The 16406-nt window shown below is 65.1% G+C and carries 9 protein-coding genes; 1 reads left to right on the top strand and 8 read right to left on the bottom strand.

Going from position 1 to position 16406, the window contains the following annotated elements; genetic code table 11:
- Positions 1 to 86 precede the first annotated feature (86 nt).
- Together NCR39_RS04035 and NCR39_RS04030 are read right to left on the bottom strand one after the other, a co-directional pair.
- Positions 87 to 1253 carry an acyl-CoA dehydrogenase family protein gene (locus NCR39_RS04035; protein WP_250450855.1) on the bottom strand — a complete coding sequence of 389 codons (1167 nt, stop codon included), beginning with the start codon at positions 1251 to 1253 and terminating at the stop codon, positions 87 to 89.
- Positions 1254 to 1267: 14 nt separating this feature from the next.
- A complete protein-coding gene (locus NCR39_RS04030) occupies positions 1268 to 2470 on the bottom strand; it encodes an acyl-CoA dehydrogenase family protein (protein ID WP_250450854.1) in 1203 nt (400 codons plus the stop codon).
- Between the two features lie 352 nt (positions 2471 to 2822).
- On the opposite strand from NCR39_RS04030, the gene NCR39_RS04025 reads away from it, so the two are divergent.
- The gene (locus tag NCR39_RS04025) at positions 2823 to 3953 is read left to right on the top strand and encodes a porin (protein ID WP_250450853.1); all 1131 of its coding nucleotides are present in this window, start codon (positions 2823 to 2825) and stop codon (positions 3951 to 3953) included.
- Between the two features lie 133 nt (positions 3954 to 4086).
- Here the strand turns inward: NCR39_RS04025 and NCR39_RS04020 are convergent, their stop codons facing one another.
- The 6 genes from NCR39_RS04020 to NCR39_RS03995 all read right to left on the bottom strand — a co-directional run bounded on the left by NCR39_RS04020 (position 4087) and on the right by NCR39_RS03995 (position 16357).
- Entirely contained in the window at positions 4087 to 5400 is a 1314-nt protein-coding gene (locus NCR39_RS04020; RefSeq protein ID WP_250450852.1) for an MFS transporter, read from the bottom strand.
- A 55-nt stretch (positions 5401 to 5455) separates the two neighbouring features.
- On the bottom strand, positions 5456 to 7138 hold the full coding sequence (locus tag NCR39_RS04015; protein WP_250450850.1) for a GMC family oxidoreductase: 1683 nt from the start codon (positions 7136 to 7138) through the stop codon (positions 5456 to 5458).
- Between the two features lie 49 nt (positions 7139 to 7187).
- A complete protein-coding gene (locus NCR39_RS04010; protein WP_250450848.1) occupies positions 7188 to 8618 on the bottom strand; it encodes an aldehyde dehydrogenase family protein in 1431 nt (476 codons plus the stop codon).
- A gap of 42 nt (positions 8619 to 8660) precedes the next feature.
- Positions 8661 to 10370, bottom strand: coding sequence for a long-chain-fatty-acid--CoA ligase (locus tag NCR39_RS04005; protein ID WP_284507084.1), 1710 nt, complete (start codon positions 10368 to 10370; stop codon positions 8661 to 8663).
- Between the two features lie 139 nt (positions 10371 to 10509).
- The gene (locus NCR39_RS04000) at positions 10510 to 14334 is read right to left on the bottom strand and encodes a LuxR C-terminal-related transcriptional regulator (protein ID WP_250450846.1); all 3825 of its coding nucleotides are present in this window, start codon (positions 14332 to 14334) and stop codon (positions 10510 to 10512) included.
- Positions 14335 to 14443: 109 nt separating this feature from the next.
- Entirely contained in the window at positions 14444 to 16357 is a 1914-nt protein-coding gene (locus NCR39_RS03995) for an alkyl/aryl-sulfatase (protein ID WP_250450845.1), read from the bottom strand.
- Between the last annotated feature and the right edge of the window lie 49 nt (positions 16358 to 16406).

Below are 16406 nucleotides of genomic sequence, written 5' to 3'. Positions count from 1 at the left end.
TCGCGCGGAAAGGTTTAGTTGCAGCTGCGCACCGCTCGTCTAGTGTCCGTGCCCGATGTCAACGCCACGCGCACGGACAACCCACGTCAAGCCGCTTCGCTTTCGGCACGCAACGCTTCCTGTAGCGCGACCGCGTTCGCTGCTTCATGCTGATCGCTGGTGCCGAACAGAATGTCCGCGACGATCGCCCGCTTGAAATAGTGGCCGACGGCGTACTCTTCAGTCATGCCGATGCCGCCGTGCAACTGAATGGCCTGCCCGCAGACCCACTTCGCCGCGCGTCCGATGAACGCCTTGCCTTGCGATACCGTGAGCCGCTGCGTCTTTTCGCATTCGCCCTCGAACGCAGCGAGCATCGCGTACAGCATCGAACGCGATAGTTCGAGTTCTGCCGCCATGTCCGCCATGCGATGCTGCAGCGACTGAAAGCTGCCGATCGCCACGCCGAACTGCTTGCGCACCTTCAGATACTCCGCGGTGATCTCGATAGCCCGCTCCATCGCGCCGACCAGTTCGGCGCACAGCGCGGTGATGCCGTGCGACAAGCCATGCCGCAACGCCCGAAGACCCGCGCCGCGCTCGCCCAGCAGCGCGCTCGCAGGCACGGCCACCTGCGCGAACGTCAGTTCGGCCGCATGCGTGCCGTCGTGCAGCGGAAGCGGCTGTTGCGTCAGCCCCGGCGATCCGGCGCGCAGCAGAAAGAGCGAAACGCCATCGTCGACGCTAGCGCCATCCGCCACCCGCGCCGACACGATGAACCAGTCGGCATCGGCCGCGCCGAGCACGAGCGTCTTCGTGCCATCGATGCGATAGCCGTCCTTCGTGCATGTCGCCGTGGTCTGCACGATCGCGGGATCGCCACGCGACGCCGCTTCGCTGTACGCGAGCGCCACGCGTTGCGAACCGTCGGCAATCGCGGGCAGCAACGTGTCCATCACCGCCGGACCTGCCGCGGCCACGAGCGTCTGCGCGGCAAGCACCGCGCAGCCCAGGTACGGCTCGACCACGAGCGCGCGCCCGAACTGCTGCGTGATCAGCGCGGTATCGAGCAGCGTGCCGCCCAGTCCGCCGTACGCTTCCGGCAGCGCGGCGGCAAGCCAGCCGTTGTCCGCGAACATGCGCCAATTTTCCGCGTTGCCGCCCCGCGCCGCTTTCACGATGGCGTTGCGCGTCTCGAATGCGTAGGCCTTGTCGATGAAACGGCGCACGCTGTCCTGAAGCAACTGCTGCTCGTCATTCAGATTGAAATTCATGTCGGCCAATATCCTCAGAACTGAAACATCATCTTCGCGACAATGCCGCGCTGTACTTCGCTCGTCCCGCCGTAAATGGTGGTCGCGCGACGGAAGAACATTTCGGCGGCGATGCCCTGCGCTTCTTCCTGCAGCGATCCCGCCGCCTGCGCGCCCGCGCCCTCGCCTCGCGCACCCGTCCATGCGACCGCGCCGTGATCGCCCAGACACTCGACGAGAAACGCGCTCATCTTCTGCTGCAACTCCGTGCCGCGAACCTTGAGGATGGAACCGAGCGCATGCGTGGCGGGGCTATGGTCCTTTTCCAGCGCGGCCACGCGCTGCACGAGCACCGTGATGGCTTGCAACTCGGCGTCGAGGCCGGCGAGCCGCAACGCCACATCGCTGCGTTCGATGAGCGGCGCATCGCCGAAACGGGTTTCGCGCGCGAGCGTGCGCAGCTTGCGCTGAAAGCGCTTCAGCGACGGCAGATCGGCCGTCGATGCATGTTCGTTGTTGAGCAGGAACTTCGTGAGCGTCCAGCCGTCACCTTCCGCGCCGATGCGGTTGCCCACGGGCACGCGAACGTTGTCGAAGAACGTTTCGTTCAGGTGATGACGGCCGTCGATGCTGATGATCGGCCGCACCGTGATGCCCGGCGATTTCATATCGACGAGCAGGAAGCTGATGCCGGCCTGCTTCTTGACGGTCGTATCCGTGCGCACGAGCAGGAAGATCCAGTCGGCTTCATGACCGTAGCTCGTCCAGATCTTCTGTCCATTCACGACGTAATGGTCGCCGTCACGCACGGCCTGCGTGCGCAGCGACGCCAGATCGGACCCGGAGCCGGGCTCGGAAAAGCCCTGGCACCAGATGCGCTCGCCACGAAGAATGGGCGTCACGTGTTCGGCCTTCTGCTCGGACGTCGCGAAATGATTGAGCACCGGACCGACCAGCCTTTGCGCGAACGTATCCTGCGAAGGCGTGCCTGCCGCCGAACACTCTTCATCGAACACGAGACACTGAGGCACGCTCCAGCCCGTGCCGCCGTGTTCTTCCGCCCAATACGGCGCGCCCCATCCGTATTCGTTCAGAATGCGTTGCCACTGTCTCAGCTCTTCGCGCGGCGAACGCACGCGGTCGCGCCGGCGCGGCAAGCCGGACGGCAAATGCTTGCGCAGAAAATCGCGTACCTCTTCGCGGAATGCACTGAGGCCCGGATCCGATCGAAAATCCATGCGTAGCTCTCCAGAATAACGGCAAACGCGATGCATAAGCGCCTGTCCAGTTTGATCGATCGTACGGGAGCGCCCCGATCGAAAAGCCCCCCACCGCTGGGGGTTCATAAGCGTCGCCAGGTAGTGAACATCGTCGTGGCGTACCGGCCCGCGATGGTGCCGGTCAAAGGTGTCCGTGCATGCACAACAGTGCTTATGGCCGATGCGTGCGCGCCCCCCAACGTTGGGGGGCATCAAATTGCGCTTTGCGCTGCACCTTATCTATGTCCGGACCAAGCGGAGCGTTGCCCGTTCGGCGGACGCTACATAAACGGCCGCCTCGAGGCGACCGGATACACAGACAGGAGACGCTATGAAGTTGAGGTTGGTCGCTGCCGCTGCACTCGCAGTCATGGCAACAGGAGCACACGCGCAAAGCTCGGTCACGCTGTTCGGCGCACTCGATGCGGGCTTGCTTTATCAAAACACCTCTGCCGCGACGCTCGCGCCGAGGGCGGCCAATACGGGGTCCGTGTTCCGCTACAAGGACGGAGGCATCTATTCCAGCTTCTGGGGTTTGCTGGGAACCGAAGACCTGGGCGGCGGCTATCGTCTCAACTTCAAGCTGCAAAGCGCGTTCAACACCGGCACCGGCGCCATGGGCCTGCCCGATACGGCCGGCACCGTGGCGCTCTTCAACCAGATCGCGCGTGTCGGCGTATCGGGGCCGTTCGGTTCGTTCGATGTCGGCCGCCAGATCGCACCCATTGCCATCGCGATGGTCGATACCGACGTTCGTCACGCGCAATACTTCGGCAGCGTGCTGACTGCGTGGGCGGGCATGAACTTCCAGGCGGGATGGTCGGGCGCGAGCACGAATGTGCCGATCGGCGCGCTCTTCGACAGCAACGCGCTCATCTACCGGACGCCTCGCATCGCGGGCGCGCAGCTCGCGCTCGAATATGCGCCGGGCGGCGTCGCGGGCAGCTTCCCGGCCAATCAGCGCGAATCGGCTGTGCTGACGTATCAGAACTATGGTCTCGATCTCGCCGCGGCCTTCTACGACGCGCACGACACGAACCCGTCGCCCGTCGCGCCCGCCGCGCCCACCGGCGTCGACAACAACCGGCAACTGTACTTCGGTGCGAAATACACGTTCAGCGGCTTTTCGGTATCGGGTTCGTACAGCAATGGCCGAAGCCCCGCGCATTCGAATCTCGTGAACTACGACCTCTGGTCGCTCGGTGCGGGATATCGCTTCACGCCGGCCTTCGACGTGACGAGCGGCGTCTATTACCTGCGGGACAAGAACAACTCGGCGAACAAGTCGATCACGTGGGTGGTGGCCGCCGACTACAGCGTGTCGAAGCGGACCGTCTTCTACGCGGACCTGGGCGGCGTGAACAACATGGGCACGATGCGCGTGCCGGTCACGTACGGTCAGCTCGTCGCGCCGGACAAGGCGACCATCGCGGTGCTGCTCGGCGTCCGGCACTCGTTCTAACCATCGAGCCGCAAGACACAACGGGCGTCGCCTTCACAAGAGGCGACGCCCGTTTCATTTACTGGCGCAAAGAAATGCGCGGCAAAGGCGCTTGAGATTGCACCTTTGCCGCGCCGATGAACTGCGAGTAGGCTCAGCTTGCCCTTGCAGCCGTCGCAGTCGCGGGAGACTCGCCCGTCGAAAGCTCGGCGTGGAACGGCCCCACTCGCAGACGCTTCATGGTGCGCTCCGGATGAATGAGCATGGCGCCGATGATGCTCCCCGCCACGCCCAGCGCGCCGCATACCGCGAATCCCGCTTCATAGCCGGACGCGCCGGCTATGTTCTGCACGAGCCGGCCCATCACCACGGGCGCGATGACGCCGGCCAGCGACGCCACCGAATTGCCGATCGCCAGAATCGCGGCGCGTTGGGGCGCGGGCGTGACTTCGGCGAGCATCGCCGGGCACAGTCCATAGGCGATCGGCGTGCAGCCGAAGGTCACGATCAGAATGCCGAGACGCAGGCCCAGCGGCATGTGACCGTCGAGCACGCTCATGAAACCGAGACCCGACGTGAAGAGACACGCGGCGGTGAACCAGCCGCGCGAGATGCGCGATCGCACGCCGCGCGCGATCATGCGCTGCGCGAAGAACGACAGGCCGAGCGATACCGGCACCGCCGCCGCCATCACGAGAGCGTAGTAGCGTCCCGAGGCGACGGCGTCGTAGGACAAGCCCTTCTGGAAGTACACGGGCAACCACGTGAAGCCGAGCGCGACGCCCCAGTACGAGGCGAACTGCAGCAGCATGCTGCCGAGCACGGTTCTATCCGAAAGCAGGCGGCGATACGGCACGGTCGCCTGCGAGCCGGTCGAAGTGGCGGCTTCATCGAGACGGCCTTCCTTGCCGAAGGCCATCCAGATGATCGACCAGATCACGCCGATGATGCACATCATGATGAAGTTCGTCCGCCATCCCCAGTGCCGGGTCACGAGCGGCACCAGCACGCCCGCGCCCAGCAGCCCCAGGCTGCCGCCCGCCACGAAGAGCGACACGGGCAGAATCCGCTTGCTGGGCGGAAACCATTTGTAGACGGCATGCACGGCGACGGGATAAGCAGGCCCCTCCGTCAATCCGAGCGCGACGCGCGCCACGATGAACACCGCCATCGACGTCGAAACGACCAGCGGCAACTGGCACAGCGACCAGGCGAGCGCCATCAGCAAGGCGAGCGTGCGCGCGGAGAAGCGGTTCGCGAGAAAGCCGCCGCCGATGCCGCCCGCCGCGAACAGCCAGAAGAAGCTGCTGCTGACGATGCCGAACTGCATCGGCGTCATGTGAAGTTCGTCCATGATGGGCACGGCCAGCAAGCCGATGACCACCTTGTCGAAGAAGTTGACCATCAGAAACGCCAGCATCAGCAATGCGACGCGCCATGCTTTGAAGGGCTCGTATGTGGTGCTCATATTGTCTCCGTTGAGTCGCGTTGCGCACGCGCGCGGCGCGCGTGCGGGCGAGCTTTCATCTGTTGGCGCTTCGGATCATGGAAGCAGCTTTTTCGCCCACCATGATGGCTGGAGCGTTCGTGTTGCCGGCCGGCACCGTGGGCATGATCGACGCATCCACGACACGCAGCCCCTCGACGCCGCGCACGCGAAGTTGCGGATCGACCACCGCCATGTCGTCGGTGCCCATGCGGCAGGTGCCGACCGGGTGAAACACCGTGTCCGCCTTCGCCCGGACGAACTCGCGAATGGCCTCGTCGTTGGCGTTGTCGTCGCCGAAGGCTTCCGTCGCAAGCTCGCGCCCGCCTTCGCTCGCGAGCGCGGGTTGCGCGAAGATGCGGCGAATCAGCTTGACGCCCGTGACGAGACCTTCGAGATCGCGCTCGTCGGAAAGCAGCCGCGGGTCGATCAGCGGCGCTTCGCGCATATCGGCCGACTTCAGTCGGACATGGCCCCGGCTATGCGGCCGCAAGACGCACGCGTGACACGAATAGCCGTGCTTCGGCTTGCTGCCCTTGCCGCGGTCGCCGACCATCGCCGCCGCGAAGTGCAGTTGCAGATCCGGCGCGGCAAGCTCGGGACGGCTGCGCACGAACGCGCCCGCCTCCGCGATGTTCGACGCCACCATGCCCGTCCGATGACGCCGGTAACGCATCACCTCGCTGAACATGCGCACGAAACCGCGCGCCGAATAGCCGAACAGGTCGATCGAATCGACCTGTTTATTGATGACGATGTCCGGATGATCGTGCAGGTTCTCGCCCACGCCCGGCAGATCGTGCACGATGTCGATGCCGAGGCTGCGCAAGTGCTCGGCCGGTCCGACGCCCGAGGCCATGAGCAATTGCGGAGAATTGTAGGTTCCGCCGCTCACGATCACTTCGCGCCGGGCGCGCAGCGTATGCTCCACGCCCGCGCGCACGACGGTCACGCCGACCGCGCGACGCCCTTCGAAGTCGATGCGCAAAACCTGCGTATCGGTCAGCACGGACAGTCCGTTGCGGCCTCCGTTCAGGTTCAAGTCGTGCGCGTTGCCCCGATGCAAATAAGCGCGTGCGGCATTCCAGCGCTCGCCGTTGTGCTGCGTGACCTGAAACAGTCCGACGCCTTCCTGCCGCTCGCCGTTGAAGTCGTTGTTCGGACGGACGCCCGCCTGTTGCGCGGCCTGCAGGAAGCGTCGCGAATAAGGATTCGGACTGCGCAGATCGCTCACGTAGAGCGGCCCGGAACCGCCGTGCCACGGATTGTCGTCGCGGCCTTCATAACGCTCGTTGCATTCGCTGCGCCGGAAGTACGGCAGCACATCCGCGTAACTCCAGCCGTCGCAGCCGAGCTTGGCCCAGTGGTCGTAATCGTGGCGATGACCGCGGATATACACCATCGCGTTGATCGACGACGAACCGCCCAGACCACGTCCGCGCGGCTGCCACGAGCATCGGCCGTCCATGCCGCTCTGCGGCTCCGAGTAGTAGCCGTAGTTGCGCAGCCCCTGGCGTCCCGCCGTCTTCGCGATGCCGATGGGCGTCCATACCGTGTAATGGTGATCGTTCGGTCCGGCTTCGAGCAATGCCACCGTCACGCCGTCGTCTTCGGCGAGCCGGCTTGCCACGGCACACCCCGCCGACCCCGCTCCGACGACGATATAGTCGAACTCCGTCACGTTCGACGCGTTGTGATTGTTCTTCCCGTCATGACTCATTTCGCAATCCTTATTCTGTAGCGCGAACTGTATTCATTCGCGGCGCCTTTCAGCGCGCGCCAGCGACCACCGACTTGAACTCGAGAAATTCCGCGATGCCGTATTCGCCGAACTCGCGCCCGTTGCCCGAGCGCTTGTAGCCGCCGAACGGCGCACCCAGGTCCATGCGCGCGCCGTTGATCATCACCGCGCCGGCGCGCAGTTCGCCCGCCACGCGTTGCGCGCGCGCGGCGTCGGCGGACCAAACGTAGGCTGCGAGGCCGTAGTCGGTATCGTTGGCGACGAAGATGCCGTGCGATTCGTCGTCGTAGGGAAGCATCACGAGAACCGGAGCGAAGATTTCTTCGCGCGCGATTGTCATGCCGTAGCCGACGTCCGCGAAGACGGTCGGCCTAACGTAGAAGCCATGCGTGATGCCATCGGGACGGCCCGGACCGCCCGCGACGATCCGCGCGCCTTCGCGCATGCCCGTCGCGATCATCTGCTGCACGCGGTCGAACTGCGCGCGATTGGCGAGCGGCCCGAGCTTGGTCGCGGCATCGCGCGGATCGCCCACGGTCAGCGCGGACGCCGTGGCAGCCGCGATCTCCACCGCCGCCGCATAGTGTTGCCGCGGCACGAGCATGCGCGTCGGCGCGATGCACGTTTGCCCCGAGTTCATCATGCAACTGGTCACGCCGGCTGCGACGGCCGACGCGAGGTCCGCGTCGTCGAGAATGAGATACGGAGACTTGCCGCCCAGCTCCTGCGCGACGCGCTTCACGGTCGGCGCCGCGTTCATCGCGACCGCGACGCCCGCGCGCGTGGAGCCGGTGATCGACACCATATCGACGTCGCGGTTCGCGGACAATGCCGCGCCGACACGTTCGCCATCGCCATGAATCATGTTGAAGACGCCGCGCGGCACGCCCGCCTCGTGAAGAATCTCGGCGAACAGGTACGCGTCGAGCGGCGCGGCTTCGGATGGCTTCAACACCACCGTGCAACCCGCCGCCAGCGCGGGCGCCACCTTCGCGGCGATCTGATTGAGCGGCCAGTTCCACGGTGTGATGAGCGCGGCAACGCCGACCGCCTCGCGCACAATGCGCGTCGCACCTCGTTGCGTCTCGAAGGGAAAGTCCCTCAACGCGTCGATGGTCGTGGCGATCTGACCGAGCCCGGCCGGCACATGCAGGTCGCGGCTCAGCCACGACGGCGCGCCCATTTCATCGGTCACGGCGGCGGCAAGATCCGCCATGCGCGCCTTGTAGCACTGCACGACGCGCTCGAGCAATGCGAGCCGCATCTGGCGGCTCGTGCGCGACCATTCGGGAAACGCCGCGCGCGCGGCGGCCACCGCACGATCGACGTCTTGCGGACCACCCATCGCCAGCTTGCCGATGACGGTCTCCGTGGAGGGATCGACGATATCGACGAATGTCGCGGGCACCGATGGCTCGACCCACGAGCCGTCGATGTAGAACGTGTTCATTTGCTTCACTTCCGTCTCCTGTCGATGGAACCTGGCGCGCCGATCGGCGTTTCACCGGTCCTCTGTCTGTGCTACATGATTCGTTTTGCTGTCGATCTGATTCTGCTGATCCTGCACCATGCGCCACAGCAGCTTGCCGGCGGCCGAGCGCGGCAGGCTTTGAACAAATTCGATCTGACGCGGCACCTTGTAGGCAGCCATGCAGCCGCGCGCCCATTCGATCAGCGCGTCGGGCGTGAGCGTGCCGCGCGCATCGTCGCGCAGCACCACGAGCGCCTTGACCGTCTCGCCCCGGCGCGCATCGTGTGCCGCGATCACGCACGCCTCTTGCACCGCCGGGTGCCCGTGCAGGCGCGATTCGATTTCCGCCGGCCATACCTTCAGCCCGGACGCGTTGATCATTCGCTTGAGCCGGTCCGTGATGTAGAAGTAGCCGTCGTCGTCAAAATGGCCGATGTCGCCGCTGCGCACGAAGCGCTTTCCCTCGATCTCGATGAACGCGCTCGCGCTCGCCTCCGGCCGTCCCCAGTAGCCGTCGAACTGCGTGGGACAGTGCATCACCAGTTCGCCGGGTTGATTGACCCCGAGTTCGACGCCGCTGTCGGGATCGATCACCCGGGAATCGACGTTGATCTGCGGGATACCGGCGCACTGCAGACGCGGCGCTTGCGGCGGATTCATGTGCGTGCTGCCGCAGGTTTCGGTCATGCCGTAGCACTCGATGTACGGCACGCCCAGGCGTTGCTCGACCTGACGCGCCACGGCTTCGGGCATCGCGGTGGCGCCGCCGTAGAGCCGCCTGAGCGACGACACGTCGTGCTGGGCCAGTTCCGGGCGCCCGAGCAGTTCGACGAGCATCGGCGTGACCGCCGCCCAGCAACCGATGCGATGGTGCTCGATCAAACGCGGCACGGCCGCCGCGTCCCAGCGCGCGAGCATCACCATGGTCCGCGCCTGAACCAGCGCCTGATTGAGCGCACACATGCCCGCCACGTGATTCACGGGCAGCGTGATCAGGTCGCTGCTATCGGGATTGTCGGAGAACCACAGCACGCGCTGGCTGACCACATACGAGAACGCGCGATGGCTGAGCATCGCGCCCTTCGGTTCGCCGGTCGTGCCGGACGTGTAGCCGATGACCGCCAGCCCCGCCGTATCGACGAGCGGCGTCGGCGCGATGCCCGCGGCCAGCGCGCCCGCGAATTCGTGCACGCCCGGATGCGTGAAGCGCTGACGCGGCTCGCGCACGAACGCGGGAATCTCCATGAACGGCACGTCGCGCGGCTGGCCGGCGAACTCGGAGCACGCGCCGACGAGACATCCGGCGAGCGCGCCGTTATCGAGCAGCGGCGTGAGGCGCGGCAGCATGTCCTGCGTGGTGACGGCCACGCGAGCGCCGGAGTCCGCCACGTAATAGGCGACCTCGGCGGGCGTGCACATGGGATTCGCCGGAACGACGACCGCGCCGCAACGCAACACCGCGTAGTACGCGATGGCGAATTGCGGACAGTTCTGCATGAGCAGCACCACACGCTCGCCGCGACGCACCGACAGGCGCTGCTGCATGTAGCCCGCGAGCTTGAGCACGGCGTCGAGCAGCGTGCGGTAGCTCATCTGCGCGCCGTAATAGTCGATGGCGGTCTTCTCAGGGCACCGCGCGGCACTGGCTGCCAGAAAGTCGAAGAGATTGCATTCGGGCGCTTCCAGGGTGTGAGGCACCCCCGGAGGCCAATGAGCATAGTGTCGGGTCAGTCGCGCCATGGAGGTGGGTCACAAGGTTGGGCGGGACGGCGTCCCGTTCATCGAATCATCACTGCGCGCCTTTGACACTCCACTCCCCGGCGCGGGGGGCGCAGTGACAGGACTTATCCATATGTTTCGCCCCGTCATGCGGCGTGTCTCACGCGGACTCGTGCGTACCGGCGTCGCGCGCGCTGAGATCGCGGAAGCGCGCGGCCGCGCCGCCCCGTCCGCCCACGCCGAGCTTCAGGTAAATGTTCTTCAGATGCCACTTCACCGTTTCCGCCGACACGTTGAGCACCGTCGCGATCTTCTTGTTCGACATGGCCTGCGCGAGCAACGCGAGAATTTCGCGCTCGCGTTCGCTCAGGGCATCGACGGGCAACGCGGCTGTGGACGGACGGGCAACCGACGCGATCGCCGCGCGCGCTTCCGCCGCCGACAGCAGGCGTTCCGCGTAGAACGCGAGGACGGGATCGGCGATGGACTGGCTGGCCAGCGCGGCAAAGCTGCCCGGTGCGCCCGCCGCCGCGTCGAGCAGCGTGCGCATGAGGCCGAGCGCATGCCCCTGCCGGATAGCCTGGCCGAACGCCTTGGCCGCAGCCTGTTCGTTGCCGGTTCCGTGTTGCGCGACGGCAAGCTGCAGTCTCAGCGTCGTGGAGAGAAGCCGTCGCCCGCTCTGCTCGGCCGTCGCGATCAGCGCTTCGAGACGGCTCGCGAGACCCGCATAGTCGCTGGTGTGCAGGCACATTTCGACGCAGGCGCGCGCAGCGGCGAAACGGATGCGCGCCGCCATGTCTGGCCCCGAATCGGCGTAACGCATTTCGAGCACGGCGAGGCGTTCGAGCACGGTATTGGCGCGTTCGGTTTCCACTTGTTCCAGATGCCGGCGCAAGCGCAGAACGAGCGTTTCCGCGAGCACGCGATCGAGTCCGTAGCGGCCGGCATAGGCTTCGAGACGATCGAGCCACGAACAGGCTTGCGCGCGCCGTCCCGCCGCCCAGTGCGCGTTCGACAGCACCGTGAACGCACGCAAGACGATCTCCGGCAACGACACCCGTTCGAGCATGCCGATGCGCGATTCCAGCAACTGGCACGCCGACTCGAAGTCGTTGAGTTCGTAGAGCGTATCGGCGAGAAGGCTTGCCGCCATGCACGACACGCCCACATACGGCGGGCCCTGCCGCTCGGATTCGTGCAGCACGCCGCGAATGATCTTTTCCGCCTCCTTGATGCGCCCTTCCATCGACAAACTGAGCGCGCCCATGCAACGCCCGAGCAGACTGCTGCGCGGCGCGCCCGCGTGCCGGCCCATGTCGTCGAGCACGGCGCGCGCTTCGTCGTATTCGCCGCGCGACATATGCAGCCACGACAGCACGTTGCTGCGGCCGTTCCAGGCGAAATCGTCGGCGTCTTCGGGGATGGCGCGCAGTTCGGGCAGCATGGCGACGAGCGCATCGGTGTCGTCCTGCTGGAGCGCGAGACCGGCTCGCAGCAGGCACAGCGTATAGCGCTGCCGCTTGTCGAGCGCATCGGCGGACGCTTCCAGTTGTTCGAGGCTTCGCCCGAGCGCCTTGAAGTTGCGCGAATAAAGATGGAGGTACGCCATCGCGATATGCAGCGCGAAGCCTTTCTGCACGAACTCGAGCGGCAGCATTCGCAGCAGGCCCGACAACTGGTTCAGTTCGCCCTGCGCCAAGAGCGCCTGCGCGCATCGCTCGACCATGGCGGCGGCGGCAGCGGGATCGCCGGCCTTGACCGCATGAAACACCGCACTGTCGATCTGACCATGCGCTTCGAACCAGCGCCACGCCACCGCGTGCGAGGCGCGCAGCGCTTCGGCGTCGTGTTCCGCGAGCCGCGTGAGAAGCGTCTCGCGCAGCAACGGATGAATGCGATACCACGTCTCGCGGTCGTGACTGCCCACTTCAGTGATGAAGAGATTGTCGGCTTCGAGCTGCGTGAGCCGCGCCCCGATGCGGGACATATCCGCGTTCTGCCCGATCACGCTCGCGCAGAGCGGCGCATTGAAGCGATGACACACGGCCACGCGCGTCAACATGTCGAGATCGTCCGTTGCGAGCCGCGTGAGCACTTCGCATTCGAAATAACTCGCGAACGTGCGTGGATCGTGCACCTTCACCACCGGATAGTCGTTCCCCTGCCGCGTGCGCAGATCGACGGCGAAGAGCTGAAGGCCAGCGACCCAACCTTCCGTCAGCGCATGGAGCGCCGCCGCGTCGCGCGAATCGATGCTGCCGAGCTGCTCGCGCAAATAACGTTCGGATTCGGATTCGGTGAAACGCAAATCCCGCATGTCGAACTCGCTCAGCACGTGTTGCGATCGCAGCCGCTCCATGGAAAGCGGCAGCGCGCTGCGCGAACACAGCGCGAGATGCAACTGCGCGGGCGCATAGTCGAGCAGCCATTGCAGGGCTTCGAAAATGCGCGGATCGCAGACGTGATGCAGATCGTCGATCATCAGCATGATGTGGCGCTGACGCTTGGCGAGCGCCTGCACGAGCGTGATGACCCAATGCTCGATAGCGGTATCGCCGCCCGCTTGCGCCACGAGAAGCGCCGCATCGCGCACGACGACGGGATCCACTTCGGCGATGCTCGCGAGCAGGCAGTCGAAGAATCTCGCCGGCTCGTTGTCCTCGCTGGAAAGCGACAGCCAGCTCACGTCGAAGCCGAGCGAGATCAGCGCCTTGCGCCAAACGATCATCGTGCTGGTCTTGCCGCTGCCGGCCTGCCCCTGAATGACGACGCAACGATGACGCCGCGCGTCGAGCAGGCGCGTCATGAAGCTGTCCCGCGACATCAGGCGACGCGTGCTGCGCGGCGGCAGCAGCTTCGTGCTGGCAACGGGGCGGACGGCGCGATCGAGCTGCATGTCGTCGCTGGATGGCGCATCGGCGATGAGCGCGGCTTCGTGCGCGGGCGCTTCGGCGTCGGCCGGGGCGTCGTCTTCACACTCGATCGCACGCAATTCGCCCGCCGCGTGCGCGCCCATGCACCAATGGAACGCGTGACTAAGCTGCGACCCGCGTTGCCGCTCGATGAACGACAGCACATCGGCAATATGCTCGGGTAACCCGCCTGCGCATAGCCCGGACTGCGCATCGCGCAAATAGCCTTGCAAGAGGCGCAGCCACGCGCCCGCGTTGGGCGCGAGCCGCACCTGAATGCGTTCGTGGCCGCGAAGCCACTGCTGAACCGCCGGATGATGATGCGAAAGATGATTGTCCGCGACAACGAGCAGCACCTTTCCCGGCGGCACGTTCCGTTCGAGTTCGCCTAAGAAGCCGAGCCACGACACATGCCGCTGCACTTCGATGTTGACGCCGGAAGCGTTGCTCATCAATCCTTTGAGCGACGTGATGAGCGATGTCGCCAGATGGCGCTGCCACGCGTGGATGGGACGCACTGCCTCGCGTGCTCGCATGGGCGATTCGTCCGCGGATTCCAGCGCGAATACGAGCGCGTGCTCGGGCGGCGCGACATAGAGCCCGACGATCGCGGCGCGTTGCCCGTACAAGTCGAGCAATCCCTCGCTGCGCTGCGCGCTTCCCACATGCGATGCAATGCCCGTCGCGCGCCAGTGCCGCGACACGCTCGCGGCGCTGACGCCGAGTTCCGCCGCGAGCTTGCGCGTGCTCCATGTCTTGCCGCCCATGCCGGGCGCGTCGGTGGTCAGTGCGACGAGGCGCGCGACGTCCACTCTGACAGGCGGCGCACCGCGCGGCAACTCCTCCTTGATGCCCGAGAGCCGCGAACGCGCATACCGCTCGCGCCATCGCGCCACCTGCACGCGGCCGATACCCAGTTCACTTGCGATCCGCTTGTTTTGAACGCCGTCTGCCGCCATCAGCACGATGCGCGCACGCTGGGCCAGTTTGGAATTGCCATCGACTGGAGCAATCAACGCAACGAGTTCGTCGCGCTCGACGGACGTAAGAACGACGGGAGGAGCAACGCGCATAACCATTCCATATATACGGACTACGAAGCATCTTGCAAACCAGCCGGAACGACATACCGCTGCGGCCGGAAGCACGCCACGTCACGCGGCGTGCCGGTGCGCTGAAGAATTACGGCTCGACGACGTTGAAATCTCCGTTAAAGCGATCGAGCATGTCGAGCAATGAGGTAAAGCGCTCGACTTCGCCTTCGAGCACGATGTGCCCCTGAACGATGGCATCTGCAAACGTGGTCTTCGCCAGCAGAATTTCGTTGAGCAGTTCGCGGGACATCGAGACCGTCACATGCGCGGGCGCGACATGCGGCATCTCGGAGCAGGTCAGCGCGCCGTGCTGAAGCGTCAGCGCGTAACGCTTGTGCGTATCGGTGAAATTCCACGCGATGCGGCTATGCATGTGCTGCGCCTTCAAACCATCGATGCGGATCGCGAGATAGTCGAAGAACAAAGAATCGCTGATTGCGCAGACCATGTCCGCGCTGCGCGGATTGACCGTAGCGGCACGTCCGCGACCTTCCCGCAGTTCGCGGGCGCCGAGCAGGAACGCATTGCGCCACGTGGCCGACTCCGCCTGAAATCCCATCTGTTCGAGCGCCGCCGCGCCGAGTTCGCGCGCGTCCTTGTTCTGCGGCTCGGCGAAGATCAGGTGATTCATCACCTGCGCGACCCAGCGATACTCGCCGCGCTCATAGTCCTTGCGCGCCCGCTCGATCATTGCCTGCGCACCGCCCATGTACTCGACATAGCGCGGCCCCGACATCTCCGGCGGCAACGCATGCAGGTTGCTCGGATTGCCGTCGTACCAGCTCAGGTAATACTGGTAAATGGCCTTGACGTTGTGCGATACCGTGCCGTAATAGCCCCGCGCGTGCCATTGCGCATGAAGGCTATCGGGGAGCCGCATGCGCTCCGCGATCTCGATACCGGTGAGGCCATGATTCATCATCCGCACGGTCTGGTCGTGCAGGAACTTGTAGAGATCGCGTTGCTGCTCGATGAACGCCGTGATGCGCGCCCTGCCCCACGTAGGCCAATGATGCTGTGCAAACACGACATCGGCATGAGGCGCGTAACGTTCCAGCGAATCGTTCAGATAGCGCGACCACAGTCGAGCGTCACGCACTTGCGCGCCGCGCAGCGGGCAGAGATTGTGCAGCGTGCGCGTGCCGTTCTCCGCCAGATTCAATGCGCGCAGTTGCGGGAAAAAGAAGTGCATCTCGGCGGGCGCTTCGCTTTCCGGCGTCAACTGAAACACGATCTCGATGCCGTCGATCACATGCGTTTCGGTCTCTTCGCGGATGAGCCTTGTAGGTTCGATCAGCGTCACGGTGCCTCTCGGGCCGGTCTTGCCGAGGCCCGCGTCGATCTGACAGCAGGCGTTGCGCGGCAAGGTCGATCCGCCCTGAAACTGCGCGCGCCGCCACATGACCGTGCCGGCCATGACGTTCTCGGAGATGGCCGCTTCCATGAACCCTTCGGGCGCGATCACCGCGACCTTGCCGCTGCGCACGCTGGCTTCGTCCGTCACGCCCTTCACACCGCCGAAGTGATCGGCGTGACTGTGGCTATAGATGACGGCGACCACGGGTTTTCCCGGACGATGACTCAGATACAGATCGAGCGCTGCCTTCGCCGTTTCGCGACACGTCAACGGATCGATGATGATGAGGCCCGAGTCGCCTTCGATGATCGTCATGTTCGCCAGGTCGAAGCCGCGAACCTGATAGATGCGATCGGTGACCTTGAAGAGGCCGTGAATGAGATTGAGCCGCGCCTGACGCCAGAGCGCGGGATGCGCGGTCGCGGGCGCGACGGGATCGTCGAGGAACCGATAGTCGGCCACGCTCCAGACGAGCGCACCGTATGCATCGCGCACTTCTGCGTCGGGCACGGTGCCGATGAACCCTCGCCTTGCCTCCTCCTCGTCGAGATGATCTTCTAAGGGTAAATCCTGAAGGGCCTGCTTGTGCGCCGCCACGGTCGCAAGGGTGGCTTTCTCGGCTGACTGATCTTGTGGATGCGACATCGTTGAGGTTCCGGCTCTTGATTGAATGACTCGTTGCGAACGATGTCCA

Origin of the sequence: Caballeronia sp. ATUFL_M2_KS44 (genome assembly GCF_023630965.1) — a bacterium.
GTDB lineage: Bacteria > Pseudomonadota > Gammaproteobacteria > Burkholderiales > Burkholderiaceae > Caballeronia > Caballeronia concitans.
Note: the sequence above shows the minus strand (reverse complement) of the source record. Positions and strands in the feature narration are given on the sequence as shown.